This window comes from Streptomyces sp. SudanB52_2052, from assembly GCF_964272415.1.
In the GTDB taxonomy this organism is placed as follows: Bacteria; Actinomycetota; Actinomycetes; order Streptomycetales; family Streptomycetaceae; genus Streptomyces; species Streptomyces olindensis.
In genome coordinates this window covers 7944448-7967076 of the sequence record NZ_OZ186796.1, presented here as the reverse complement: position 1 = coordinate 7967076, position 22629 = coordinate 7944448, and the positions used below count along the sequence as shown (strand labels likewise).

At 72.3% G+C, this 22629-nt stretch carries 23 protein-coding genes; 12 read left to right on the top strand and 11 right to left on the bottom strand.

Going from position 1 to position 22629, the window contains the following annotated elements:
* Positions 1–35: 35 nt before the first annotated feature.
* Entirely contained in the window at positions 36–386 is a 351-nt protein-coding gene (locus tag ACSUPV_RS35890) for a hypothetical protein (protein ID WP_031117255.1), read from the top strand.
* Between the two features lie 21 nt (positions 387–407).
* On the opposite strand, the gene ACSUPV_RS35885 is transcribed toward ACSUPV_RS35890, so the two are convergent.
* A complete protein-coding gene (locus ACSUPV_RS35885) occupies positions 408–1130 on the bottom strand; it encodes a YqjF family protein (protein WP_436949326.1) in 723 nt (240 codons plus the stop codon).
* Positions 1131–1619: 489 nt separating this feature from the next.
* On the opposite strand from ACSUPV_RS35885, the gene ACSUPV_RS35880 reads away from it, so the two are divergent.
* The 4 genes from ACSUPV_RS35880 to ACSUPV_RS35865 all read left to right on the top strand — a co-directional run bounded on the left by ACSUPV_RS35880 (position 1620) and on the right by ACSUPV_RS35865 (position 3873).
* Positions 1620–1904 (top strand): hypothetical protein, encoded by a 285-nt coding sequence (locus ACSUPV_RS35880; RefSeq protein WP_436949324.1) that lies wholly within the window; start codon positions 1620–1622, stop codon positions 1902–1904.
* Between the two features lie 64 nt (positions 1905–1968).
* Positions 1969–2589 (top strand): hemerythrin domain-containing protein, encoded by a 621-nt coding sequence (locus ACSUPV_RS35875; RefSeq protein ID WP_436949322.1) that lies wholly within the window; start codon positions 1969–1971, stop codon positions 2587–2589.
* 47 nt (positions 2590–2636) lie between these two features.
* On the top strand, positions 2637–3041 hold the full coding sequence (locus tag ACSUPV_RS35870; protein WP_436949320.1) for a hypothetical protein: 405 nt from the start codon (positions 2637–2639) through the stop codon (positions 3039–3041).
* 64 nt (positions 3042–3105) lie between these two features.
* Positions 3106–3873: a phosphodiesterase gene (locus tag ACSUPV_RS35865; RefSeq protein WP_436949318.1), complete on the top strand. Its 768-nt coding sequence runs from the start codon at positions 3106–3108 to the stop codon at positions 3871–3873.
* Between the two features lie 25 nt (positions 3874–3898).
* Here the strand turns inward: ACSUPV_RS35865 and ACSUPV_RS35860 are convergent, their stop codons facing one another.
* Together ACSUPV_RS35860 and ACSUPV_RS35855 are read right to left on the bottom strand one after the other, a co-directional pair.
* Positions 3899–4429, bottom strand: a complete 531-nt coding sequence (locus ACSUPV_RS35860; protein WP_436949316.1) for a DUF1360 domain-containing protein — start codon at positions 4427–4429, stop codon at positions 3899–3901.
* On the bottom strand, positions 4422–5393 hold the full coding sequence (locus ACSUPV_RS35855; protein WP_436949314.1) for a Rieske 2Fe-2S domain-containing protein: 972 nt from the start codon (positions 5391–5393) through the stop codon (positions 4422–4424). Before ACSUPV_RS35855 ends, ACSUPV_RS35860 begins: the two co-directional genes overlap by 8 nt.
* Before the next feature lie 283 nt (positions 5394–5676).
* Here ACSUPV_RS35855 and ACSUPV_RS35850 point away from each other — a divergent pair, with 283 nt between their 5' ends.
* Positions 5677–7560 (top strand): ATP-binding cassette domain-containing protein, encoded by a 1884-nt coding sequence (locus ACSUPV_RS35850; RefSeq protein WP_382612529.1) that lies wholly within the window; start codon positions 5677–5679, stop codon positions 7558–7560.
* A gap of 111 nt (positions 7561–7671) precedes the next feature.
* Here ACSUPV_RS35850 and ACSUPV_RS35845 read toward each other — a convergent pair whose 3' ends face one another.
* The 5 genes from ACSUPV_RS35845 to ACSUPV_RS35825 form a co-directional block, all read right to left on the bottom strand.
* Positions 7672–8997, bottom strand: a complete 1326-nt coding sequence (locus ACSUPV_RS35845; protein ID WP_382612526.1) for a phosphatase PAP2 family protein — start codon at positions 8995–8997, stop codon at positions 7672–7674.
* Between the two features lie 131 nt (positions 8998–9128).
* Positions 9129–9692, bottom strand: a complete 564-nt coding sequence (locus tag ACSUPV_RS35840; RefSeq protein ID WP_382612033.1) for an AAA family ATPase — start codon at positions 9690–9692, stop codon at positions 9129–9131.
* A 237-nt stretch (positions 9693–9929) separates the two neighbouring features.
* On the bottom strand, positions 9930–11273 hold the full coding sequence (locus ACSUPV_RS35835) for a M1 family metallopeptidase (protein WP_436949312.1): 1344 nt from the start codon (positions 11271–11273) through the stop codon (positions 9930–9932).
* 77 nt (positions 11274–11350) lie between these two features.
* Positions 11351–15211: a Pls/PosA family non-ribosomal peptide synthetase gene (locus ACSUPV_RS35830; RefSeq protein ID WP_436949310.1), complete on the bottom strand. Its 3861-nt coding sequence runs from the start codon at positions 15209–15211 to the stop codon at positions 11351–11353.
* Positions 15212–15448: 237 nt separating this feature from the next.
* Positions 15449–16315: an AraC family transcriptional regulator gene (locus ACSUPV_RS35825; RefSeq protein ID WP_031117269.1), complete on the bottom strand. Its 867-nt coding sequence runs from the start codon at positions 16313–16315 to the stop codon at positions 15449–15451.
* A gap of 147 nt (positions 16316–16462) precedes the next feature.
* Between ACSUPV_RS35825 and ACSUPV_RS35820 the strand changes: the two genes are divergently transcribed.
* Complete coding sequence (locus tag ACSUPV_RS35820) at positions 16463–16846, top strand: VOC family protein (RefSeq protein ID WP_037761800.1); 384 nt, start codon at positions 16463–16465, stop codon at positions 16844–16846.
* Positions 16847–16915: 69 nt separating this feature from the next.
* On the opposite strand, the gene ACSUPV_RS35815 is transcribed toward ACSUPV_RS35820, so the two are convergent.
* Positions 16916–17347 (bottom strand): RidA family protein, encoded by a 432-nt coding sequence (locus ACSUPV_RS35815; protein ID WP_051648732.1) that lies wholly within the window; start codon positions 17345–17347, stop codon positions 16916–16918.
* 96 nt (positions 17348–17443) lie between these two features.
* On the opposite strand from ACSUPV_RS35815, the gene ACSUPV_RS35810 reads away from it, so the two are divergent.
* The 4 genes from ACSUPV_RS35810 (at position 17444) to ACSUPV_RS35795 (ending at position 20132) form a co-directional block, all read left to right on the top strand.
* Positions 17444–18478 carry a helix-turn-helix transcriptional regulator gene (locus tag ACSUPV_RS35810; RefSeq protein ID WP_051648734.1) on the top strand — a complete coding sequence of 345 codons (1035 nt, stop codon included), beginning with the start codon at positions 17444–17446 and terminating at the stop codon, positions 18476–18478.
* Positions 18475–19236 (top strand): DUF899 family protein, encoded by a 762-nt coding sequence (locus ACSUPV_RS35805; protein WP_037761801.1) that lies wholly within the window; start codon positions 18475–18477, stop codon positions 19234–19236. Before ACSUPV_RS35810 ends, ACSUPV_RS35805 begins: the two co-directional genes overlap by 4 nt.
* A 64-nt stretch (positions 19237–19300) precedes the next feature.
* Positions 19301–19660 (top strand): hypothetical protein, encoded by a 360-nt coding sequence (locus tag ACSUPV_RS35800; RefSeq protein ID WP_359789785.1) that lies wholly within the window; start codon positions 19301–19303, stop codon positions 19658–19660.
* 37 nt (positions 19661–19697) lie between these two features.
* On the top strand, positions 19698–20132 hold the full coding sequence (locus ACSUPV_RS35795) for a VOC family protein (protein WP_031117276.1): 435 nt from the start codon (positions 19698–19700) through the stop codon (positions 20130–20132).
* A 90-nt stretch (positions 20133–20222) separates the two neighbouring features.
* On the opposite strand, the gene ACSUPV_RS35790 is transcribed toward ACSUPV_RS35795, so the two are convergent.
* Entirely contained in the window at positions 20223–20675 is a 453-nt protein-coding gene (locus tag ACSUPV_RS35790; protein ID WP_031117277.1) for a peptidoglycan-binding domain-containing protein, read from the bottom strand.
* Positions 20676–20910: 235 nt separating this feature from the next.
* Positions 20911–21900 (bottom strand): pirin family protein, encoded by a 990-nt coding sequence (locus ACSUPV_RS35785; protein WP_382612019.1) that lies wholly within the window; start codon positions 21898–21900, stop codon positions 20911–20913.
* 115 nt (positions 21901–22015) lie between these two features.
* Here ACSUPV_RS35785 and ACSUPV_RS35780 point away from each other — a divergent pair, with 115 nt between their 5' ends.
* Entirely contained in the window at positions 22016–22504 is a 489-nt protein-coding gene (locus ACSUPV_RS35780; protein ID WP_436949305.1) for a carboxymuconolactone decarboxylase family protein, read from the top strand.
* The last annotated feature ends 125 nt before the right edge of the window (positions 22505–22629 follow it).

The following is a 22629-nucleotide window of genomic DNA, read 5'->3' as shown; positions in this document are numbered from 1 at the left end:
GGACAAGCCGCCGCGGGAGGACAACGGAGGCCGTGTTGCTGACCCATTCCCTCGATCACGGAGTGCTCGTCGTCACGGTGCACCGCGACCCCGGTGTCGGCGGACGAGCCGCGCTTCTCGGGAAGATCGGCGACCTGGTCCATGCCTGCCGGCCGGCGCCGGTGGTCATCGTCCTCGACGATGCGGCCACGGACGGCGCGGCGCTCAGCGTGGTCCTCCGCGTCCACCGGCTCTGCAGCGGCCTGGGCATCCTCATGTCGGTGGCCACCGGCAGCGCGCCCGCACGCCGTGTGCTGGAGGCGAACGCCGACACCAGCGGCACCCGACTGGTCATCCACGCCCGTACCGACACCGCCGTCAGCGCCGCGTTCGCCGCGGCGGCGTGAGCGACGCGTGGGAGTCGGGCACTACCGGGCGGAAGACACGCTCCCGTTCTCGGCGCGGCCGCCCGGGGCGCACGGCCTGGTGGGGCCCAGCCGCACGTCCGTGACGCCGAGTGAGAAGTGCACCACCGGCTCCCCCTCGGGCGCGGGCAGGCCCGCGGCGGTGGTCAGGGTCTCCTCCAGCTCGTCGGCCGTGGCCCCGGCCAGCGGCCACGGCTCGTGCTCGACGGGCGTCTCCCAGAGCAGGCCGAGGCTGCGGGTGTACGCCCGCCAGCGCGAGGTCAGCCACACGTCCCACTCCGTCGGTTCGATCGGGTCCCCGGGGCGGACGACGAGGCGGTAGGAGGGTCCGCCGGTCCCTCGCGAACCGGCGTACGCGACCGTGTCGCCCTCGTCGGAGACGCTCAGGGTGCCCTGGTGGTACGGCGCGCCGATCGCCCGGGCGGCCAGCATCAGCGGGAACGCGACCTCGATGGACAGGAACCACAGCCCGTCCTGGCCGTCCCGGTGCCGGACGTAGGTCCGCAGGTTCGTCTCGGCGAACGTGGGGAGCCCCGGCAGCGCGGCGGGCACCCCGTGCGGGCGCAGGTCCGCCCTGACGAAGGGCGTGAGCCCCACCCAGGCCGCCCCGTCGTACTCGTCCACGGTCAGTCCCTCCGGCAGCAGCGCCCGCACCGCTTCCGGCGGATACGCCCAGTGGACGAACGTCTGCGTCAGCCAGCCCGACCGCACGGCCGGCACACGCACGCGATGCTCCGCTCGGTACGCCACCACAGGTGGCGGGTCCCCGACCTGCAGTGACGGAAACCCGAGGCAGGTCGGCGGCGTCCCCGGCCCGCCCTCACCCGGCGTTTGCCGTTCGCCCGGCGTGGTGACCCGGTGCGTGGGCGACAGGCCCGCGAGCAGGAAGGACGACGTGATGAGCGCACAGTTCCCCGAGCGGGACGAAGAGCCTCAGCGGGAGAAGGCGGCGCGGATGCCGGACGACGACGTGGTGGCGATCCTGCTCCAGCAGCACGCTCGCATCCGGGCGCTCTTCGGCGAGGTGAAAGGCGCCGAGGGAGACCGCAAGCAGGACACCTTCAACGAGTTGAGGGGACTGCTGGCCGTGCACGAGACGGCCGAGGAGATGGTGGTGCGCCCGGCCCCGCCAAGGACACCGCCGGAAAGGACGAGGCCGACGCGCGCAACAGTGAGGAGAAGGAGGCCAACAAGGTTCTCGCGCGGCTGGAGAAGATGGATCTCTCCAGCAGGGAGTTCGACGTCCAGTTCGCGCAGTTCGAGCAGGAGGTGCTGGCGCACGCCAGGCACGAGGAAGCGGAGGAGTTCCCGGCGCTCGAGTCCGGCTGCACGCCCGAGCAGCGGCAGACGATGGGCAGGCGGTTGCTGACGGCCGAGAGGATCGCGCCGACCCATCCGCACCCCACCGCGGCCGGATCACCGGCGCTGCAGTGGACGATCGGCCCCTTCGCCTCGCTGCTGGACCGGGCCCGGGACGCGTTCAGCACGACGGGCCGGTGATCGGTCAGGGCGCATCGGTCAGGGCGCCCCGCGCGCCGGACGACATTGCCGGGAGGAGCGGATCATGTCCAGGAGCGTCGAGGAGCAGACCGTCGAGCAACTGGGCGGCCCGGGCAGCGTCCTGGCACGGCAACGCCGTGATCACGCCGAGATGAACCGGCTGATGGACCGGTACCGGGCCCTGGACGACGGTGCGGAGCGCGAGCGCGTCTTGCAGGAGGTCGTCCAGCTCGTCTTCAGCCACGCCTTCGCGGAGGAGACCGTGCTGTGGCCGGCCGTACGGCGCTCGGTGCGGGACGGAGAGGAACTGACCTCCCGGGTCGAGGAGGAGCACCAGCAGATCAATGATCTCGTCGCGGACATCGAACGCCTGAGTCCCGGTGCACCGGAGCGCGAGGAGAAGGTACGGCGGGTCTTCGCCCTGATACGGCAGGACATCCGGGACGAGGAGGGCCTCGTCCTGCCCCGGCTGCAGGAAGCCGTGGACACCGCTCAGCTGCGCCGGATCGGCGCCGCGTGGGAGACGGTGCGCAGGACCGCGCCCACCCACCCGCACCCGGTCGTCCCCCGGCGACCGCCCCGCAACGCGCTCCTGGGCGTGCCGCTCAGCGTCCTCGACCGGCTGCGCGACGCGCTGGGGCGAGCCCTCCGGCCGCTGCGGTCAGGAAGGTCCGGACCGGCGTAGGGACAGCCGCCAGGGGTACTCGGGCGATCCTACGAGGGGAGGTCGCTTTGGGCAGGAACACGGATGCCGGGTCGGCGGACGCGATCGCCCTCGCGCACGGTGCGTTCAACGTCGTGGGCGGGCTGTGGCCGCTGCTGCACCTGCGCAGTTTCGAGTGGGTCTTCGGCCCGAAGACCGATGTCTGGCTCCAGATGACGACGGGCGGGCTGCTGGCCTCCGCCGGCCTCGCCCAGCTCACCGCGGCCACCGACCCGCGGGGCCCGGCCCACGCCCGCCGTATCGGCCTGGGCACCGCCGTCACGCTGCTGGCCGTCGATCTGGTCTATGTGCCCAAGGGCCGGATCCGGCCCACGTACCTCCTCGACGCCGCGATGCAGACGGGCTGGATCACCGCCTGGCTGCGCTGCCCTCCGGCTCGGAGCGCGGGGAAAGCCCGGAGGCGTGGCCGATGACGGGTAGGGCGACCGCGGACGGCCGGTGGCAGTGCGGTCGGCGGCAGTGCGGCCGGTGCGGGTCGTGAGCGCGGGTGCGTCGCCGTCCGACGACATCCGGACGGCCGGCGGGCGGCGGCCCGGGCAGCCGCTCCGGGCCCGGCCGGTCGCCGCGGTCGAGGCCGGCTTCCGCGCGCTGGCCCGGTTGCGTGAAGCCCCGGCTCTGCATCCGCACGGGCTGACGTGCACGGCAGAGGTGGAGGTCGTGGCCGACCGGAGCGGGCCCTGGCGTGTTCCCTGGCTGGACGCCCGCGGGCACCACACCGCCATGGTCCGCCTCTCCCGAGCGGCCGGTCTGCCCCGTCGGGTGCCGGACTGGCTCGGGCTGGCCGTGCGCGTACCGGACGCCGACGGCCCGGACCACACCCTCGACCTGCTCCTCACGAGCAGCGGCCGGGGCCGGTTCACCCGGCACCTGCCGCTGCCGCGCGCCGATGTGCTGCGTGGCCCGTACTCCAGCCTGCTCCCCTACCGAGTGGCCGACCGCCGCTGTCTCCTGGCCGCCTTCCCCCGCCGCGCCGGGCGGGGTCCGGTGCCCGGCGATCCAGCGGGCGTGGCCGACGCTCTCGCCGCCGGACCGCTCGTCTTCGACCTGTGCGCCGAGGGCGGCGACCGGACCTGGCGGAGGTTCGCCGTGCTCACGGTGCGGGACGTGCTGCCCCTCGGGCAGGAGGAGACCCTGGACTTCGACATCTACCGGCGCAGCGTCCGTGCCTTCGCCCCGGGCGGTGCCCTGGCCGCGACCCGCCGTGCCGCCTACCGCGGTTCACGAGCGGGCCGCCGGGCGCCGTGACCGACACCGGGACGGGCGTCGGCGGTCAGTCGCCGGTCGTCCTCTCCACCAGCGCGCCGTACGCCAGTTGCAGCGCGTCCGCGCCGGCGAGGGCGGTGAGCGTGCCCATGGCGGTGCGGGTCGCGCGGGGCCAGAGCAGCCGGCCGGCGGTCAGGGCCGAGGCCACCCAGACGCTCATGCAGAACGGGCAGGTGGCGAGTTCGCCGACGGTGTGCCTGCCCTGCTCGGGCTGGGCCTCCTCGTGGAGTTCGGCGGGGCCCTGGGGGCCGACGTACCGCGTGAAGGGGGCGCGCAGGGGGCTGGTCACCGATGCCTTGCTCAGCAGCCGGCTGAGCCGGAAGGTGGCCACCGAGGTCAGCACGACGTCCCACGGCTCGGGCCGCTCGGGCAAGGGGCGCCCGCGCAGCCGTACCGCCGTGGTCCAGGCCGCCGTGAACGTCGCGAAGCCCGCCATGGCGGCGAGATAGCCGCCCAGCGGCCGGTCGTGGCCGGCCGAGTAGCTCCGTTCGGTGTGCCGGAGAAGTCCGCGCAGCCGCCGTGCGCCACTGTCAGCCATGGGCATCATGTCCACCACCCGATCCCGTTCCGCTCCCCAGCCCGGCCATGTCCCGGCCCCTCGGCTGCTGTCCCCCGTCCTGGTGGCGCAGGCGCACCTCGACCTCGCCGCCGGTGATCCGGGTCTCGAAGGAGGGCTGCGGGGCGGTGGCGGGCCCGCGTACGTTCCAGCCGTCGGAGAGGCGGAAGACGCTGCCGTGCCACGGGCATTGAACGCATCCGTCGGCGACGGTGCCCTCGGCGAGCGGTCCCGCGAGGTGGCTGCACCGCTCGGCCAGCGCGTGGATCTCCCCGCCGGTCTCGCGCACGACCAGCACCGGCACGTCGTCCACGCTGCGCCGCACCGGCTGCCCGGCCGGGAACTCGTCCACGGTTCCGATCCGGTGCCAGCCCTCCGAGACGACGTGCGGAACCTCCTCGGCGTGATTGGCGCCGGAGGCCTGCCGGTAGGCCAGGTGGCCGCCGAGCATGCCGCCGATGCCCACCGCCGTGAGCCCCAGGAAGCCGTAGGCCCGGCCCGCGGCCTCGCGTCCCCGGACGCGGCAGGCGAGCGAGGCGGCGTACAGGCCGACGGCCGCCGTGTTGGACAGGGCGTGCACCAGCCCGACGCGCTGCTGCTGGCGGTGCAGGTCGGCCCAGTCGACCCAGCCCGCCAGGGCCGTGGGAGCGACGGCGGCCAGCCCGACGCCGACCAGCAGGCGTGACTCGCGGGAGCGGCCGGGCCGCAGGTCGAGGACGGTGGCCGACAGCCAGCTGCCGATCGGCACCTGCACCATCAGCGGGTGCACGGGATGCCCCAGCCACCGGCCGTGCAGCAGGTCCCGGCCGCGCCCGAGCGGCAGGGCCCGGACGCCCTTGCGGAGCGTGTCGATCACCGCGTCGGCCCTGGGCTCGCGCTCCAGGCGGTCCAGCAGCCACAGGACCCGGTTCTGCCGCAGCAGGCGGCGGCGTGACATCACGTTCATGCCCGCCCGGGTCCCCACCAGCACAGACGGCAAACGGCACGGCGCGGGACGGCGAGCCATGGAAACCCCATCCGCCCCACTGGTTTCGAGCATCCGCGATTCGGCCAACCCCGCGCGCCCGGGACCGGCCTCAGCAGCGCGCCGCGTCCGCCGGTCCCTTGCGCGGCAAGGTTCGCGGCGCGTCCGGAATCGACCGCGTTCGAATCCGACGCCGTGTCGTTAGGCCGTGCACCGCCGAGCCATCCAGGCGCGGCACGGACCTCCAGGAGGGACGCAGGTGACTGTGACCGACGCCTCGACCGCTGACGAGAAGACCCCACCCCCTCCCCCGCCCGCGACCCTCGCCTTCGGGGGGAAGCACGGCGAGAACCCGCTGGCAGGCGCCAGTTTCGGCGCCATGTGCCGGCGTCTGCCGTCGGTGCTCGGGCACACCGCGCGGATGGCGTGGGCCGTCGACCGGCGCGGGGTGCTGCTGCTCCTGGCGTGCCAGCTCCTCACCGGCATCGCGGCTGCCGTCGTCCTCGCGTTCACCGCCCAGGCCATGACGCACGTCCTCGGCGGCGGCTCCGTTTCCGAACGCCTGCACGGTGCGCTGCCCGCCCTGATCGTGGTGACGGCGGCCGCGGCCGTCGGCCGGGTCAGCAGTGCCCTGTCCGCGTATGCCGACGGCCGGATCACCCCGCTGCTGACGACCGAGGCCGACATCGCCCTGGTCGCCGCCGTCTGCCGGGTGGAGACCTCGGCCTACGGCGAGGACGGCTTCGCGGACCGGCAGGAAGCCGCCGAGGTGGGCGTCACGCGCACCCGGCTGATGGTCCAGGACGCCCAGCGGTTCATGTCCGCCCTGGTCCGCATGATCGCCGCGAGCGGGGTCATCACCGCCCTGCACCCGCTGATGCTGCCCCTGCTCCTCCTGGCCGTCCTGCCGGCCGGTGCCGGAGCCGTGCTGTCCGCCCGTGTCGACTACGAGACGCACTATCTCAACGTCGGTGACCGCAATGTGCGTTCGATGATGCGCTGGTGGGCCACCTACTCCCGCTTCGGCGACGAGGTCCGCGCCAACGGCATGACCGGTTACCTCATCTACTGGTACCGCGCGCTGTCCGACCGCATCGACCGGCGCACCGTCACCGCGGCTCCGCGGCGGCTGCGCATCGTGCTGACGACGAGTGCCCTGGGCGGAGTCTTCCTGCTGTGCACCTGGGCCACCCTCGCCTGGCTGGCGGCCGGCGGCCGGGTCGCCCTGCCGGTCGCCGCCACCGCCGTCGTCGCCGTGCAGACCACGCTCGGCGCGCTCGGCCAGTTCGTCGTCCACGGCGCGGCGATGTTCCACACCTCGCTCTACCTGGCGGACATGCGGGCGTTCCTCGACATGGCCGCGGAACGTGCCCCGCGGCGGGGCGATTCGACCATTCCGGAGCGCGTGGACGAGATCCGTCTGGAGGAGGTCGTGTACCAGTACCCGGGCAAGGAGGAGCCGGCCATCGCGGGGGTGTCGCTGACCCTCCGCCGGGGCGAGATCCTGGCGATCGTCGGCGAGAACGGCTCGGGCAAGTCCACCCTCGCCAAGCTCATCACCGGCATCCTCCTCGCCGACAAGGGGCGTGTGCGGTGGGACGGCGTCGACCTCGCCCACGCCGACCCCGACGCCGTGTGGAAGCGGACGGCGCTCGTCCCGCAGAACTTCGCCTGCTGGCCCCTGCGCACCCGGGAGAACATCACCCTGGGGCAGCCGAAGACCTTCGACGACGGGCCCGTGTGGGACGTCGTCGACGCCGTCGGCATGCGGGAGGCGATCGAGAAGCTGCCCCAGCAGCTCGACACCCTGCTCGCCAAGGAGTTGTGGGGCGGCGCGGAACTCTCCGGCGGGCAGTGGCAGCGCCTCGTGTGCGGGCGGGCCCTGTACCGCCGGACGCCGCTGCTGATCCTGGACGAGCCGACCTCGCAGATGGACGCACGCGGTGAGCACGCGATCTTCCTGGAGATCCGGAGGATCGCCGCCGAGCGCATGACGATCGTCGTCACCCACCAGCTGGAGAACACCCGCCTCGCCGACCGTGTTCTCGTCATGGACAAGGGCCGGGTCATCGAGGACGGGACGTACGAGGAACTGGTCGACGCCGGCGGTCTGTTCGCCGAACTCGTCGCGCTGGCCAAGGACCGGTGATCAGGGCCCGCGTGCGGGCGCGCCCCACGGAAAAGGGGCGCCGGAACCGGCGGGATACCGGTCAGGCGCCCCTTTCGGGGAGGTGCGGCCGCGCGGCCCGCCCTGCATCGTCTACGGGACGGCCGTCAGCTCGGGCCTCGACGACGGGCGCTGCGCCGAGGCGGCTTCCGGTTCCCATGTCCGGGTGGTCCGGATGTAGCCGTAGACCACGGAGGCCATCGCCAGGATGAGGAGCGGGCCGAACACCCACGGGTACGTGGCCATCTCCAGCGACGCGAAGCGGTAGCAGAGCAGGAGCGCCGCGAAGACCGTCGTGCCGTAGGCGACCAGCTGGATCCCGGACCGGTCCCAGCCGCGGTCGAGCATGCGCATGGCCGCCTCGATGGTGTACGCGAACACCACGCCGGCGACGAGGTCCACGCCGTAGTGGTAGCCGAATCCCAGTGTCGCGGTGAGCGTGGCGATCAGCCAGAAGGTGCCGGCGAAGCGCAGGGCCCGCGGGCCCTTGCGGGAGTGGATGAAGATGGCGGTGGCCCATGCCGTGTGCAGGCTGGGCATGCAGTTGCGGGGGGTGATCTCGTCGAACGGCATCGCGTGCGGGGTGGCGATCGACGGGGGTGTGTCCGGCCACAGGTGGGCCAGCGCCCAGTGCCCGCCGTCGGCGCCGAAGGCGAAGATGGGCCCGACCACCGGGAAGATCATGTAGATGCCCGGCCCGAGGAGGCCGATCACCAGGAAGGTGCGCACGATGTGATGGCCCGGGAAGCGGCGCTCGACCGCCACGTTCCGCAGCTGGTACAGCGCGACGACGACCGCGGCCACCGCGAGTTGGGCGTAGACGTAGTCGAGGAGATGCGCGCCGACCGGGCCGGTGGCCCTGACCATCCGGCCCACCAGCCAGGACGGGTTGCCCAGCGCGTGGTCGGCGTTCGCCAGGTACTGGTCGAGGACCGTCGCCCGGGTCTCCGAGGTGATGAGCAGCCAGGTGTCGCCGGTCTTGCGGCCGGTCACCAGCAGCAGGCCCAGCCCGACGCCCTTCAGCAGCAGGAGGCGTTCGGCGCCGGTGCGGCGGGTGACGGCGAGGACCGCGACGCCCAGGATGACCCACAGCGCGCCGTTGCCGAAGGGGTGCCCGCCGTTCAGGTCGGCGCCGACCGCCCAGCGCACCAGCAGGAACACCGCGTCGATGCCGATGGCGGCGCCGACCGCGATCCAGCGCTGCCGCCAGTCGAGCACCACCATCATCAACGCCATGCTGGCGTACAGCAGGAAGCCCGACTTGGGCGCGACGATCACTTCTCGCGCCTGGTGGACCATCGGCCCCGGCAGGCCGTAGCGGCGGGCGGTGATCTCCAGCGCGACGAGGAATCCGAGAGTCACCACCCCCGCGGCACTCCACAGCACCGCCCGGGGTCGATGCCGGGCGGCGAGCGCGATTCTGCGTCTTATGCGCGAAGATATCCGCGATGATTTAGATATCAAGTCTTCAGCCGATTTGTTAGTTTTTTAGTTTGATCATTTGTTCGATCATGTTATCGGAGCGGTACCCGCGTATTTCCTTCAACGACTCACTGACACACCCGAGCGCGCCCGGGCGCCTCCCGGATGACGCGGTCGGCGGTCTCCTCCGGGGTGAGGGCCGAGGTGTCGAACCACCAGCCGATGTCGCCGAGTTCGCGCTTCATGGCGGCTTCGAGGTCTTCGTAACCGTCGAAGTAGAACCGCTCCCGCGGATCCCGGAGGGTGTTGCGGTGCCGACACATCTCGATGCCTGGTGCGAGGACGACGAACAGCACCTGCCGGGCCGGGAGGAGGGAGACGAAGAAGTCCAGCTGGCCGCGGTCGGGGATCACCCAGTCGATCACGGGTGTGAAGCCGGCGTCGGAGAAGTTGTTCGCCAGGCTGCACAGATTGCGGTTGCACAACTCCACTTGCCGCGCCGCCTCGTCGGCCGGTTCCCCCAGGGCCCCGACGCGGCCGCCGACGACCAGCCTGCTGACGAAGTCGCCGTCGAGCCGGGCGGAACGCGGCAGGCGCTCGGCGACGAGCCTCGTCACCGTCGATTTCCCGGCCCCCGGCATCCCCGTCACGATCAGGCAGTTCGGATTCTCCGCGGTGATCACGACGGCCATCGTGGCAACCGTGGCCGGGGCTCGGCAATCGCTTTTCGGCGCGTGCGGACGCCCCGGGCGGGAACGCCCGGGGCATCGCGGGGCGGGCGGGAGGCCCTCAGTCGATCGCCCCGTCCCGGACAACGGTCCCGCTGTCCGGTCTGGTCACGGCCCTGTCCGGTCCAGTCCGGGCCTGCGCCGCGCGTCTCCCGCGGAGGTCTGCCGCCGCGGGGGCGGGCGGGACTTTGCGGACAACCCCTAGCGGGCCGCCCGCGTCGCGGCCCCCGGCAGCGGCGGCAGTGCCGCCCCGTGTACCCATGCCCGCAGCAGCTCGTCCACCGGCTCGGTCGCGAAGCGGGCCACGTGGGAGGCGAAGGCCGCGGTCGTCACCGTGCCGCCCCGGTGCAGCTGCCCCCAGCCGCGCAGCATGCGGAAGAAGGCGATGTCGCCCAGCGCGCAGCGCACCGCGTGCAGCACCAGCCCGCCGCGTTCGTAGAGCCGGTCGTCGAACATCGACTTGCGCCCCGGGTCCGCCAGCCGCAGGTCCTGCGGCAGCGACGACAGCACCCGGTGCGCGGCGGCCGCGTGCTGCTGCGCCGTACGCCCGCCCGAGCGCTCCGACCACAGCCACTCCGCGTACTTCGCGAACCCCTCGTTCAGCCAGATGTGCCGCCAGTCCGCGATGGACACGCTGTTGCCGAACCACTGGTGCGCCAGCTCGTGCGCCACGAGCCGCTCCGAACCCCGCGCCCCGTCCACGTGGTTGGCGCCGAACAGCGAGAGCCCCTGTGCCTCGACGGGCACGTCGAGTTCCTCCTCGGTCACCACGACCGCGTACTCGTCGAACGGGTACGGCCCGAACAACTCCTGGAACACCTCCATCATCTGCGGCTGGCGGGCGAAGTCGCGTGAGAAGTCGCCCAGCAGACGGGCCGGGATGTGCCCGTGCTGCGGTACCCCGCCCGGCCCCGGATCGCCCAGCAGCACCGTCTGGTACTTGCCGATCGCCAGCCCGACCAGGTAACTGGACGTCGGCGCCGACTGCTCGTACACCCAGGTGGTCGTGCTCGCCTTCGTCGTCCGGGTCAGCAGCCGCCCGCCCGCCACCACCGCGTACGCCGACGGCGTGGTGACCGAGATCTGGTACGACGCCTTGTCGGCGGGCCGGTCGTTGCACGGATACCACGACGGCGCGCCGATGGGCTGGCTGGCCACCAGCGCCCCGTCCTCCAGCTCCTCCCAACCGAGCCCGCCCCACGGGCTGTTGACCGGTTCGGGGTTGCCCGACCAGTGCACCTCGACCGTGAAGGCCGCCCCGGCACGGACCGGCTTGGCGGGGCGGACGCGCAGCCTGCCGCCGCGGTGCGTGTAGTGCGGCTGCCGTCCGTCGACCCGCACCCGCCCGATCTTGTAGTCGGCCAGGTTCAGCACGAACTCGGTGAGCGGCGCCCGTCCCGCGATGGCGTTGATGCGGGCCGTCCCAGACAGCCGGTTCGGGCCCGGGCGGTAGTCCAGCGCGAGCTCGTACCGGTGCACCCGGTACCGGGGGTCGCCGTGCTCCGGGAAGTACGGGTCCGCGCCCGCCACCTGCTGGACTGCCACTGCCGTCTGTGCTCCCTGCGCTGTGCCGCTGCCACTGTCCGCCGGTCCGTCGCCCTCCGGCTCCGAGTGGCCGGCGCTCAGGGACGCCATGCCTCGATCGGGTTGCCGAGCCAGCGGGTGTCGTCGGGGACGGACTCCGCGGCCATGACGAGCGACGCGGGACCCAGGGTCGTACGGGCCCCGATCGTGCTGCCGGGCAGGACGATCCCGCCAGGACCCAGCGTCGCGCCCTCACGGAGGACCACAGTATCCGTCCGCAAGATCCGGTCGTGGAAGAGGTGCGTCTGGAGCACGCAGCCGCGGTTCACGGTCGCCGCGTCCCCGAGCGTCACCAGGTCCGTCTCGGGCAGCCAGTAGCTCTCCACCCACACGCCCTTGCCGATCCGCGCCCCGAGCCCGCGCAGCCACGCCGTCGTCAGCGGCGTGCCGGGTACCGCACCGGCCAGCCACGGCACGGCGAGCACCTCGACGAAGGTGTCCGCCAGCTCGTTGCGCCACACGAAGGCGGACCACAGGGGATGCTCGCCGCTACGGTGCCGCCCCACGAGCGCCCACTTGGCGACGATCGACACGAGGGCCGCGACCGCCCCCGCCGCGAGCAGCACGAGCCCCGACAGCGGCGGCGCCCAGGCCCCCAGCGCGCACAGCGCCGCCACGGTCAGCACTACCAGCCCCGCCGAGCAGAACACCGGCACGATCCGGCACAGCTCCACGGAGGCCCGCGCCCACAGCAGCCGGGCCGGCGGATCGTAGGTGCGGCTCCGGTCGCCGTCGGCCGCGGCGCGCGGCAGTCTGACCGGCGGCAGCCCCAGGTAGGAGGTGCCCTTCTTCGCCTTCTTCGGCGTCGCCGACAGCACCCCGACCAGACCGCCGTCCGGCACGGACCGGCCCGGCGCGGTCATCCCGGAGTTCCCGAGGAAGGCCCGCCGCCCGATCTCGGCCCGCCCGATCCGCATCCAGCCGCCGCCGAGCTCGTAGGGCGCGGTCAGCGTGTCGTCGGCGAGGAACGCGCCCTCGCCGACGGTGGTGAGGCTGGGCAGGGCGAGGACGGTCGACACCTCGGCGCCCCGCCCGATCCGCATCCCGAGCAGCCGGAGCCACACCGGCGTGGCCAGCCCGGCGTACAGCGGGAACAGCGTCTCCCGCGAGCGGTCCATCAGCTGGGTGACCGTCCAGGCCTGCCAGCCGATCCGGCTGTGCGTGGGGTGTGTGCCCTCGCGCAGCCCCAGGCTGAGCAGCCGTACGGCGATCAGGATCAGCAGGGCGTACGCCAGCCCGTATGCGAGCGTCGCCGGTACGAGGGCGAGCGCGACGCCGCGCACGGTCACGTCCGGCGTGATGAACGCGTCGGCCACGAGGAGCGCCGCCCCGCCCGCGAGCACCGGCAGCGCGCTCAGCGCGAAGCCCGTCACGCCGTACATCGCACGCCAGGACGTGCCCCGCCCCGGCCGTTCCTTCGGCCGGTTGGGCTTGGCCCTGCCGAGCTTGACGGCGGGCGCGCCCGCCCACCGCTGCCCGGTGGGGATCTGGCCGGTGACCGCCGAACCGGGCGCCACCTCGGCCCGCTTGCCGACCCGGGCGCCGGGGAAGAGCGTGCTGCGCGTGCCGACGACGGCCTGCGCGCCGACCTTGACCGGGCCGATCTCCAGCCGGTCGCCGTCCAGCCAGTACCCGGACAGGTCCACCTCGGACTCGACGGCCGCGCCCCGGCCCAGCTTGAGCATGCCGGTGACCGGCGGCAGCGAGTGCAGGTCCACTTCGGGGCCGACCTTGGCGCCGAGCGCCCGCGCGTACCGCTCCAGCCAGGACCCGGTCAGCGAGGTCGCCCCGCTGAACTCCGCGAGCCGTTCGGCGGCCCACAGCCGCAGGTGCACGCCGCCGCCGCGCGGGTACCGGCCCGGCTGCACGTCGCGCAGCAGCAGCCGTGCCCCGCCCGCCGCGAGGGCGAGCCGCCCGGGCGGGCTGAACAGCAGCACCGCCCCGGTCGCGATGAGCCACCACGGGGCGGTCGGCAGCCAGGAGTAGGCGGGCAGCAGGTTCCCGAGCGCGGCGAGCGCCACGGTCCAGCGCAGTCCGAGCAGGGTGAACAGGGGGATCAGGGCGAGGAGCTGGATCGCCTGGGCGCGGACCGGGACCGGGGCGACGACCCGTGCGGTCCCGTCGTCCTGTGCCGACTCCTCCAGCCGCCGGGCCAGTTTCCGCAAGCCGGGCTGCTGGTAGATGTCCAGGACGGCGGCGCTCGGGTAGCGGGTGCGCAGCCTGGTGGTGAGCTGGGCGGCGGCGAGGCTGCCGCCGCCGATCGCGAAGAAGTCGTCCCGCGCGCTGGTCACGGGAATGCCGAGCACCTCGCTCCACTGCTCGGCGAGCCAGGCCTCGGTGCCGTACAGCTCCTCGACCGGGCCGGCGCCCCCCAGCCCCTCCAGCGGCCACGGCAGGGCGGCCCGGTCCACCTTGCCGCTGGTGCGGGTCGGCAGCTCGTCGACCGGCGCGAGCAGCGGCACGAGCGCGGCGGGCAGTTCGGCCCGCAGTTTCTCCACGGCCGCCGCGTGGTCCCAGCCGTCCTGGGTGACGACGTAGCCGACGAGCAGTTGGTTGCCGCTGCGGGCGGTCCGCACGGCGGCCGCGGCGCCGGCGACTCCGGGCAGCGCCTGCAGGGCGGCGTCCACTTCGCCGAGTTCGATGCGCCGCCCGCCGAGCTTGATCTGCTCGTCGGCCCGCCCGAGGAAGACCAGCCCCTCGGGCTCCGCCCTGACGAGGTCGCCGCTGCGGTACGCCCGCTGCCACCCCAGGGACTCCAGGGGCGCGTACTTCTCCGCGTCCTTCTCGGCGTCGAGGTACCGGGCGAGGCCGACCCCGCCGATCACCAACTGGCCGCTGCCGCCCATCGGTACGGGCTCTCCGGCCTCGTCGACGACGGCCAGTTCCCAGCCGTCCAGGGGCAGCCCGATGCGGATCGGCTCCTCGCCGGTCATCAGCGAGGCGCAGGCGACGACGGTTGCCTCGGTCGGCCCGTACGTGTTCCAGACCTCGCGCCCCTCGGTCACCAGCCGCTGGGCCAGTTCGGGCGGGCAGGCCTCACCGCCGAAGATCAGCAGCCGTACGTCGTTGAGGGTCTCGGGTTCCCACAGCGCGGCCAGCGTCGGCACGGTGGACACGACCGTGATCTCCTGCTCGACCAGCCAGGGCCCGAGGTCGGCACCGCTCCTGACCTGCGCGCGCGGTACCGGCACCAGACAGGCCCCGTACCGCCATGCGAGCCACATCTCCTCGCAGGAGGCGTCGAACGCCACCGACAGCCCCGCCATGACCCGGTCCCCGGGCCCGATCGGCTCCTCGGTGAGGAACAGGGCGGCCTCGGCGTCCACGAACGCGGCGGCGCTGCGGTGCGAGACGGCGACGCCCTTGGGCCTGCCGGTGGAACCGGACGTGAAGATGATCCAGGCGTCGTGCCCGACGCCGGGACGCGCGGCGGCAGCGGCGGCGTCGGCGGTACCGTGCACGACGATCTCGTGCCCGGCCCCGATGACGGCCCGTACGTCCGCCTCCCCGAACACCAAGTCGGCGCGCTCGTCCGGGTCCTCGACGTCGACGGGGACGTAGGCGGCACCGGCCGCGAGCACGGCGAGGATCGCGATGTAGAGCTCGTTGGTGCCGGACGGGACGCGTACGCCCACCCGGTCCCCCAGCCCGACCCCGGCCGCGCCGAGCCTGCTCCGCAGCCGCTCCACCTCGGCGGCCAGCGCACGGTAGGTGAGGCAGGCCGTGCCGTCGTCCAGGGCGGGCTCGTCCGGGGACGAGCGGACGGACGCCTCGAAGACGTCGACGAGCGTGCGCGGAGAGGCCGCCGGGGCCCCGGAAAAGCGTGCCGTGTCGCCGAACTTGTCGCGGATCTCTTCGTCGAGCAGGCCGAGAGCGCTGCTCTCGTGTATGGCTGCCATCCGGTCCTCGCGTCTCGATCCCGGATGCCTCCGGGGCGCTGGCGGGTCCTCAGGTCTGCCTGGGGTTGTCCGGCTCCAGCTCCTCAACGAGCCGGAAATCTTAGTACGACACGGGATTTGGGCGCTTCGGTACGCCGCCTGGGACGAGCCGTCCGGCAGGGGACGGGGGTCGTCAGACCGGGATTGACCTGCTGGTCTTCCGGGGAGCGAGACTTCCCCCACACCCTGCCGCGCCGTTCATCTCCGCTCGGGCTCCACGGGGAGCCACAGTTCGGCGTCGGCCTCGGTCGTGTCCGGTGACAGGCGGGTGCGCAGGATCTCGGGGCCGGTGCGGCTGCGGTACGGGTTCGACGGGAACCACTCGGTGAAGACGTCCCGCCACAGCTCCTGGATGGCCTGCGGCGCCGGACCGGAGGCCGTGAAGACCGCCCAGGTACCGGCCGGGACGGCCAGCGTGGTCGTGCCCTCGGGAGGGGCCGCCGAGGTGATCACGCCGTGGTAGTAGTCGAGTTCGGTGCCCTCGGCGCGGCTGGGGTCCAGGTCGTCGCAGACCGCGACGATGCCGTGCGGCTCCTGGTCCGACAGCTTCTCCAGGCGCTCCCGGGTCCGCGGGTCGATCCCGCGGACGAAGTCGATGATCGCCTGGTTCGGGCCCGTGTGCACCAGCGGTACCCGGGTCCTGAGTCCGACGACGGTGAAGTCCGCCTTGTCCACGACGCGGTACCGCATGTCGCTGCTCCCTTCGATGGTGAGGCGGAAGGCCATCCGGGACTGGGAACTGAGCGCGGCCCCGGTACGGCGGGCCTCGCCCGGTCCGATGCCGTGCATGGCGCGGAACGCCCGCGCGAACGCCTCGCCGGAGCCGTAGCCGTAGCGCACCGCGATCTCCAGCAGCGTCTCGCGCCCGGCGAGGACCTCGGCGCCCGCCAGGGTGAGCCGACGGCGCCGGACGTACTCCGACAGCGGCATGCCCGCGAGCGCCGAGAACATCCGCCGCAGGTGGTACTCCGAGGTGGCCGCGACGCGTGCCAGCTCGGCGACGTCGAGGTCCTGGTCGAGACGCTGCTCGATGTGCTCCATGGCCTGGTTCAGCCGCTCCAGCACGCCCGGTCCCCTTCGTTCGATTCGATCAGCACGCTAAGCGGCACCCGTCCTGCCGGACCCGACATCCTGTGCCCGATGGGATCGGGTGCGGAGGTGGCCGGTGCAACTCGGTGGCGTCCGGCGTGGAAGTCGGGGAGGCTGGCGCTCATGGTTTCGGTGGTGCAGAACGTGGCGATCGACTGTGCGGATGCCTACGAGCTGGCCCGGTTCTGGAGCAGGGTGACCGGCCGGCCGCTGGATCCGGACGCCGAGCCGGGCGATCGGGAGACTCAGGTGCTGCTGACCGAGGGTCCCGTGCTCCACTTCAACCAGGTGCCCGAGCCCAAGACGGTCAAGAACCGGATCCATCTGTGCCTGCGCCCCGAGACCTCACGCGACCAGGAAGTGGAACGGCTGCTGGGGATCGGCGCCACCTTCGTCGCCGATCACCGGAACCCCGACGGCTCCGGCTGGGCGGTACTCGCCGACCCCGAAGGCAATGAATTCTGCGTCCTCCGCAGCGAGTCCGACCGGGCCGCGACGCGTTCCTGACTCCGGCATGGGCGCGCGGGCGACCACGGTGCTGCGGCGGGACGTCCGCGGAACGGGCCGCACCCGGCGTCAGTGTTCGGTGTCGGACTGAGCTGGATCCTCGGCCTGGGCGACGGCGGTCCCCTCGAGTTCGACCAGTTGGCCGGGGATCGCGAGCCGTGTCACCCCGAGCATCGTGGTGGCCGGTGCCACCCCGGCGGCGCCCAACCGCGCCGCCAGCACACCGTAGTGCGGGAACAGCAGATCGACGTCGGTGGTGTAGACGTTGAGCCGGACGAGGTTCGCGAGGGACATGCCGGCCTCGCCGAGCACGGCCTCCAGGTTGTCGAGGCTCAGCGCCAGCTGTGCGGCCATGTCGCCCTCGTGCTGCGGCTTGCCGTCACCGCTCATCGCGGTCTGTCCGGAGCAGTACAGGGTCCGGGTGTGCCCGGAGACGAGTTCACCCTGGTTGAAGCCCAGCTCCACCGACCACGTCACCGGGTTGACCGCCGTTCGTTCCACTGCCACTTGAACTCCCTTGGATGCGCTGGAATCGCGTACGAGGAGCCTTCCAACGAATCACGACACCCTCAGTCATGTATTCGATAAGGTCCCCGCATGCGCGCCGATCGGCTGGTCTCCCTGGTGCTGCTGCTGCGTCAGCGCGGTCGGATGACCGCGGACACGCTGGCCCGCGAGCTGGAGGTGTCCACCCGTACCGTGCTGCGCGACATCGAGGCGCTGTCCGCGGCCGGCGTCCCGGTCTACGCCGAACGTGGCCGACACGGCGGGTTCTCCCTGCTGCCCGGTTTCCGGACGGAACTCACCGGGCTGAACCACGAGGAGGCCCTCGCCCTGCTGACCGCCGGATCGGCGCGCGGCGAGCAGGCGTTCGGCCTCGGCTCGGCGCTCGCCTCGGCCATGCGCAAGGTGGTCGACGCACTGCCCGAAAGCCATCGGGCCACCGCGAGCGACGCGGCCCGGCGGTTCCTCGTCGAGCCGGAGACCGACCTGCTCTCCCGCCGGGTGGTCACCGAGGAAGTGCCCGGCACGACCATGAGGGAGATCCGGCGCGCGGTGCTCGCCGGACACAAACTGCGCATCCACTACGCGGCCACGGACCAGGCACCCCGGTGGCGCACGGTGGACCCGATCGGGCTGGTCACCGTGCGCGACCGGGGCTACCTGCTGGCCACGAGGTCCGGGGCCGACCGCACCTACCGCCTGTCGCGGGTGTCGGCGGCGGAAGAACTCCCCGAACCGGCACAGCGACCGAACCGGGTCGACCTGGACCGGATCTGGCGGGACCGCTGCGCGCGGTTCCTGTCCGGCGGCCATGTCGCCGTGCTGGTACGGACGGCCCCCGAGCGGCGGGAGGACCTGCTGAGCACCGCGGTGGCCGTCCGCACCGCGGAACCCGACGGGGACGGCCGACTGCGGCTTGAGGCGACGTTCCAGGACCTGCGGCACGCCGAGTGGGCGCTGTGGCAACTCGGCCCGGACGCGGAGGTCCTGTCGCCGGAGTCGCTGCGCACGTCCCTGCGCGACCGCGCCGCGGCGATGGCCGCCCGGTACGCGACCGTGTCCGACTCCGCGGCCGGCTCGGGATCCACCGATGAGTTCTCGCGGGCCGCCGGGTCAGTACGGACATGACTCCTGAGAACAAGCCACCGGTCGTCTCCCGTCGGGAGTGGCTGACCGCGATCGACACCCTGCGCGTCCGGGAGAAGGCGCACACCCGGGAGGGTGACGCGATCGCCGCCGCGCGGCGACGGCTGCCCATGACCGAGGTGGACCCGTCGACCCCGCTCGCGGGCGGCGACGGAGAAGTCCCCCTGATCGACGTCTTCGAGGGCCGCACCCAGCTGTTCGTGTCGTATCACATGTGGCACGACGGCCGTCCCGCCGCCGACCAGTGCGAGGGCTGCACCTTCTTCACCGGCCAGGTCCGCGAGCTGTCCTATCTGCACCAGCGTGACGTCACCTTCGCCGTCTTCTGCCAGGGCCCGTACGAGGAGTCCGACCGCTACCGCCGATTCATGGGCTGGGACCTGCCCTGGTACTCCGTCCCCGCCGCGTCGCGTGAACGGCTCCTCGCCGGACGCCACTTCGGCATGAAAGCGATCTATCTCCGCGACGAGGACCGCGTCTTCGAGACGTACTGGACCACCGGACGCGGCGTCGAACCCATGGCCCCCTCCTACGGCATCCTCGACATGACCGTCCACGGACGCCAGGAGACCTGGGAGGACTCCCCGCCCGGCTGGCCACAGCCGTACGACGCCTCCGGCCCGCAGTTCCGCAAGGACGGACGGCCGACCGCGCAATGGGCACGCATCGCGGCCGGACACGACGACGACCTCCACGGCGACCGACCCGGCACGGGCGGCGGCTCGGGCTGTTGCTCGTGAACCCCCTCTAAAGGTTCCCCGAGCAGCACCTCGCGTCCCGGCCGTTGACGGCTAACCTGCTCTCATGCCGGAGAAGGTTCCCGAAGCGATCAAGCGTGTGCGCAAGCACGACCTTGTGGAGCTGAGTTCGACGGGCCGGCGCCTTGGCCTCGGCAGGGGACGTGAGCCAGGATGGCTTGAGCACCACTTGGCCGACGATGCGACGGGATCCCTGCGAGCGATCCTTCTCGAGCATCCCCCCAAGCTCTGCTACCGCTGCCTCGTCCTGATCAAGCGAGCCGACGGGGAGGTCGAGCACTTTCTGATCGACGTGCTGCCGGAGGACTTCGACCGGCTTGAGGACATCTCCGGCGAGGCTCTGCTCACCTTCACGCGCTGGGTGTTGGCGCAGATCCCGCTGAGCCCTCTACCTGCACCGCCGTGACCCGGACGTCGGAGCCGCCCCCTGCTATGGTGCGCCGATGTCTTCGATCAAGCAGTTCCAAGTCACCTTCGACTGTGCGGAACCCGCGCGCCTCGCCGGTTTCTGGTGCGAGGTGCTGGGGTATGTCGTGCCGCCGGTCCCGGAGGGGTTCGCCACTTGGGAGGACTACCACCGCTCGCTGCCGCCTGAGGAACAGGTCACCTACTTCGCATGCAGTGATCCCTCGGGTGTGGGCCCGCGCCTGCTCTTCCAGCGGGTTCCCGAAGGGAAGGTCGTGAAGAATCGCGTGCATCTCTGCGTGCGCGTCGGCACCGGACTCGTGGGGGAAGAGCGCCTGGCCACGCTTCAGGCAGAAAGCGCACGACTGATCGCGCTCGGTGCGGTACACGTACGAACGCTGCTTGCCGACGGCGAAAACGAGTCGTGCATCGTGATGCAGGACATCGAGGGCAACGAGTTCTGTCTCGACTGAGCATCCTCCGCGACGGCAATGCGGTATGCGGGCTGGTCGAGCGGTCAACTCCCCGCTCGACCAGCCCGACGCGACACTCAGGGTCGGGAATCAGCAGCCCGTGGCGTTGTAATTCCAGAACGCGGCCCTGGTCTGCGGTCCGGCGATTCCGTCGGGAGTTCCGGCGTTCTCACCCACGTTGTTCAAGAACTTCTGCAACGCCCTGATCGTGTTGGGGCCGACGATCCCGTCCTCGGTGCCGGCGTTGTAGCCCCAGGCGTTGAGCATCCTCTGCGCCGCCTTCCAGCTATTGGTGCCCAACTGCCCGTCCTCGGCACCGGCGTTGAAGCCCCAGGCATTCAGGCAGCTCTGCCAGTTCTTGGCCCGCGCCGTGTCCAGGCCGAGGTTGTTCACCGCGAGGGGGGCGAACTGCCCGCTGCTGACCGCGGGATGGGCTGCCTGCCGCGGGGCCGCCACGCTCGCGCTCGCACCCGCGAGACCGCCGACGGCGATGCCGACGACGGCAGTCGCGGCGACGAACACCCTGGCCAGAGAAGATCGCATGTATTCCTCTTTCCGGTCGACGGTGAGAAATCCGGCGCGACTGCGCCCAACGGCCGTCCGCGCCGACCCAAGCGTGCCAGGACCGTGCACCCGGATCTCGAGAAAACGCAATCTGCTATCTCGCCCAGCCCAATTCAGGCCACAAAACGGGCGAGCCCCGCAGGGCATTCCGCCAAAGCGCCCGTGAATTCCGGCCATGGCCCGTGCGGAAACCATCCTGATGAGGGCATGACGCTCACGCCCCGCCGGGGATCCTCCCCCGCGGCTTCAGCGGCATGTTCGGCAGCGGTGGCGCGGGCAGCGGGTCCCCGTCGTACCCCTCCACCACTCCGAACCGCCGCGTGCCTTCCCTCCAGTCCTCCCGGGCCTGGACGATGTCATCGTGGCTGCGGCCGATGAAGTTCCACCACATGACGATCTCCTCCTCGAAGGGCGGGCCCCCGAGCAGGATGGTGCGGGCGGGGGCGTCCGAGTCGTTCGTCATCGTCACGGCGTCGGTGCCGCAGGGAACGTAGCCGAGTTCCGCCGGGTGCAGCGCGGTGTCGTTCAGGCGCACCTCCCCGGTGTCGACGAGGAGGCCGTGTTCGAAGGAGGTGTCGACGGTAAGGGTGAGTGTCGCGCGGGGCGCGAGCGTGATCTCGGCGCCGAGCAGGGGCGTGAAGGTCCGCACCGGAGAGGTGGAGCCGGCGAGCGTGCCCAGGAAGACCTTGATCTCGGCACCGTCGACCCGCACGGACTCGGGTACGTGGTGCTGGAAGTCGCGGGCGGCGTTCCGGTGTTCCTCGGGCAGCGCCACCCACAGCTGTACGCCGTGGAGGACGGTGGTGCGCGGGGTGGAGACCTCCGAGTGGGCGATGCCGTACCCGCCGGTCATCAGGTTCATCTCGCCGGGCCGGACGAAGGCGTGCGTGCCGAGGGTGTCCCGGTGTTCGATCTCCCCGCTGAACAGCCAGCTCACCGTCTGCAGGCCGGTGTGCGGGTGCGGGGGCACCCTCATGCCCGTCGCGCCGGCGTCGACAGGGCCGTAGTGATCCGCGAAGCACCACGCTCCGATCAGCGTCCGGGCCCGCTGTGGCAGGGTCCGGCGCACGAGCAGGGCCCGCGGGCCGCCCAGCGGCACCTCCCGCGCGGACAGCACCTCGACGCGGCCTTCGCCTTCCGGCCGGCCGTCGTCCACCGTCGCACCACATCTCAGCATCGCCGGTTCGGTTTCCACGTTGCTCACCGGGACCACCCTCCCACCCTCTAGTTGTTACATCAACTACTATGCCATGAGCGACAGGACGACGACTAGCAGGCACGTGGCGTGCGGCCCCGGGCGGTACCGAAGGAGACGTGAAGTGAGCGAGCAGACCACCGGATCCGCGCGCCGGAGGATCTTCATCGACAAGCGGAGTCCCGACGCCTTCGACGCGCTGGTCCGGGCGTCGGAGGCGGTGCGTGCGACCGCCTCCGAGGCGGGGCTCGATCGCGTCACCGTGGAGCTGGTCAACCTCCGCGTGTCCCAGCTCAACGGCTGCGCCTACTGCCTCGACCTGCACACCAGGAGGGCCCTGCGCGCCGGAGAGTCGCCGCAGCGGCTGGGGGTTCTGCCGGCCTGGCGGGACACCGACCTCTTCACCCCGGCGGAGCGCGCGGCGCTCGATCTCGCCGAGGCGACGAACGATCCGACGGACACGGCCGCGCAGGAGTCCGCCTACGCGGCGGCCCGCGCGGTCCTCACCGAGGACCAGATCTCGGCCGTGATCCGGGTGGCGATCACCATCGGCGCGTTCAACCGCGTGTCGATCATGAGCGGACACCCCGTGCAGGCCCCGCGCCGGGCATAGTCACGCGCCCCAGCAGGCGACGCGCGTGCCCGGCGGACCCCCGCCGGGCACCGGCACCCCGCCGGGACGCCTGCCGAGCACCGACACGGCACCGCACGGCATCGCACCGCACCGCAGTCAGCGAC

Excerpts from the sequence above, each read along its gene's own strand:
- ACSUPV_RS35880 (WP_436949324.1), top strand. The coding sequence starts at position 1,620 with ATGGATCTCTCCAGCAGGGAGTTCGACGTCCAGTTCGCGCAGTTCGAG.
- ACSUPV_RS35875 (WP_436949322.1), top strand. The coding sequence starts at position 1,969 with ATGTCCAGGAGCGTCGAGGAGCAGACCGTCGAGCAACTGGGCGGCCCG.
- ACSUPV_RS35860 (WP_436949316.1), bottom strand. The coding sequence starts at position 4,429 with ATGGCTGACAGTGGCGCACGGCGGCTGCGCGGACTTCTCCGGCACACC.
- ACSUPV_RS35855 (WP_436949314.1), bottom strand. The coding sequence starts at position 5,393 with ATGAACGTGATGTCACGCCGCCGCCTGCTGCGGCAGAACCGGGTCCTG.
- ACSUPV_RS35840 (WP_382612033.1), bottom strand. The coding sequence starts at position 9,692 with ATGGCCGTCGTGATCACCGCGGAGAATCCGAACTGCCTGATCGTGACG.
- ACSUPV_RS35830 (WP_436949310.1), bottom strand. The coding sequence starts at position 15,211 with ATGGCAGCCATACACGAGAGCAGCGCTCTCGGCCTGCTCGACGAAGAG.
- ACSUPV_RS35820 (WP_037761800.1), top strand. The coding sequence starts at position 16,463 with ATGGTTTCGGTGGTGCAGAACGTGGCGATCGACTGTGCGGATGCCTAC.
- ACSUPV_RS35810 (WP_051648734.1), top strand. The coding sequence starts at position 17,444 with ATGCGCGCCGATCGGCTGGTCTCCCTGGTGCTGCTGCTGCGTCAGCGC.
- ACSUPV_RS35805 (WP_037761801.1), top strand. The coding sequence starts at position 18,475 with ATGACTCCTGAGAACAAGCCACCGGTCGTCTCCCGTCGGGAGTGGCTG.
- ACSUPV_RS35800 (WP_359789785.1), top strand. The coding sequence starts at position 19,301 with ATGCCGGAGAAGGTTCCCGAAGCGATCAAGCGTGTGCGCAAGCACGAC.
- ACSUPV_RS35795 (WP_031117276.1), top strand. The coding sequence starts at position 19,698 with ATGTCTTCGATCAAGCAGTTCCAAGTCACCTTCGACTGTGCGGAACCC.
- ACSUPV_RS35790 (WP_031117277.1), bottom strand. The coding sequence starts at position 20,675 with ATGCGATCTTCTCTGGCCAGGGTGTTCGTCGCCGCGACTGCCGTCGTC.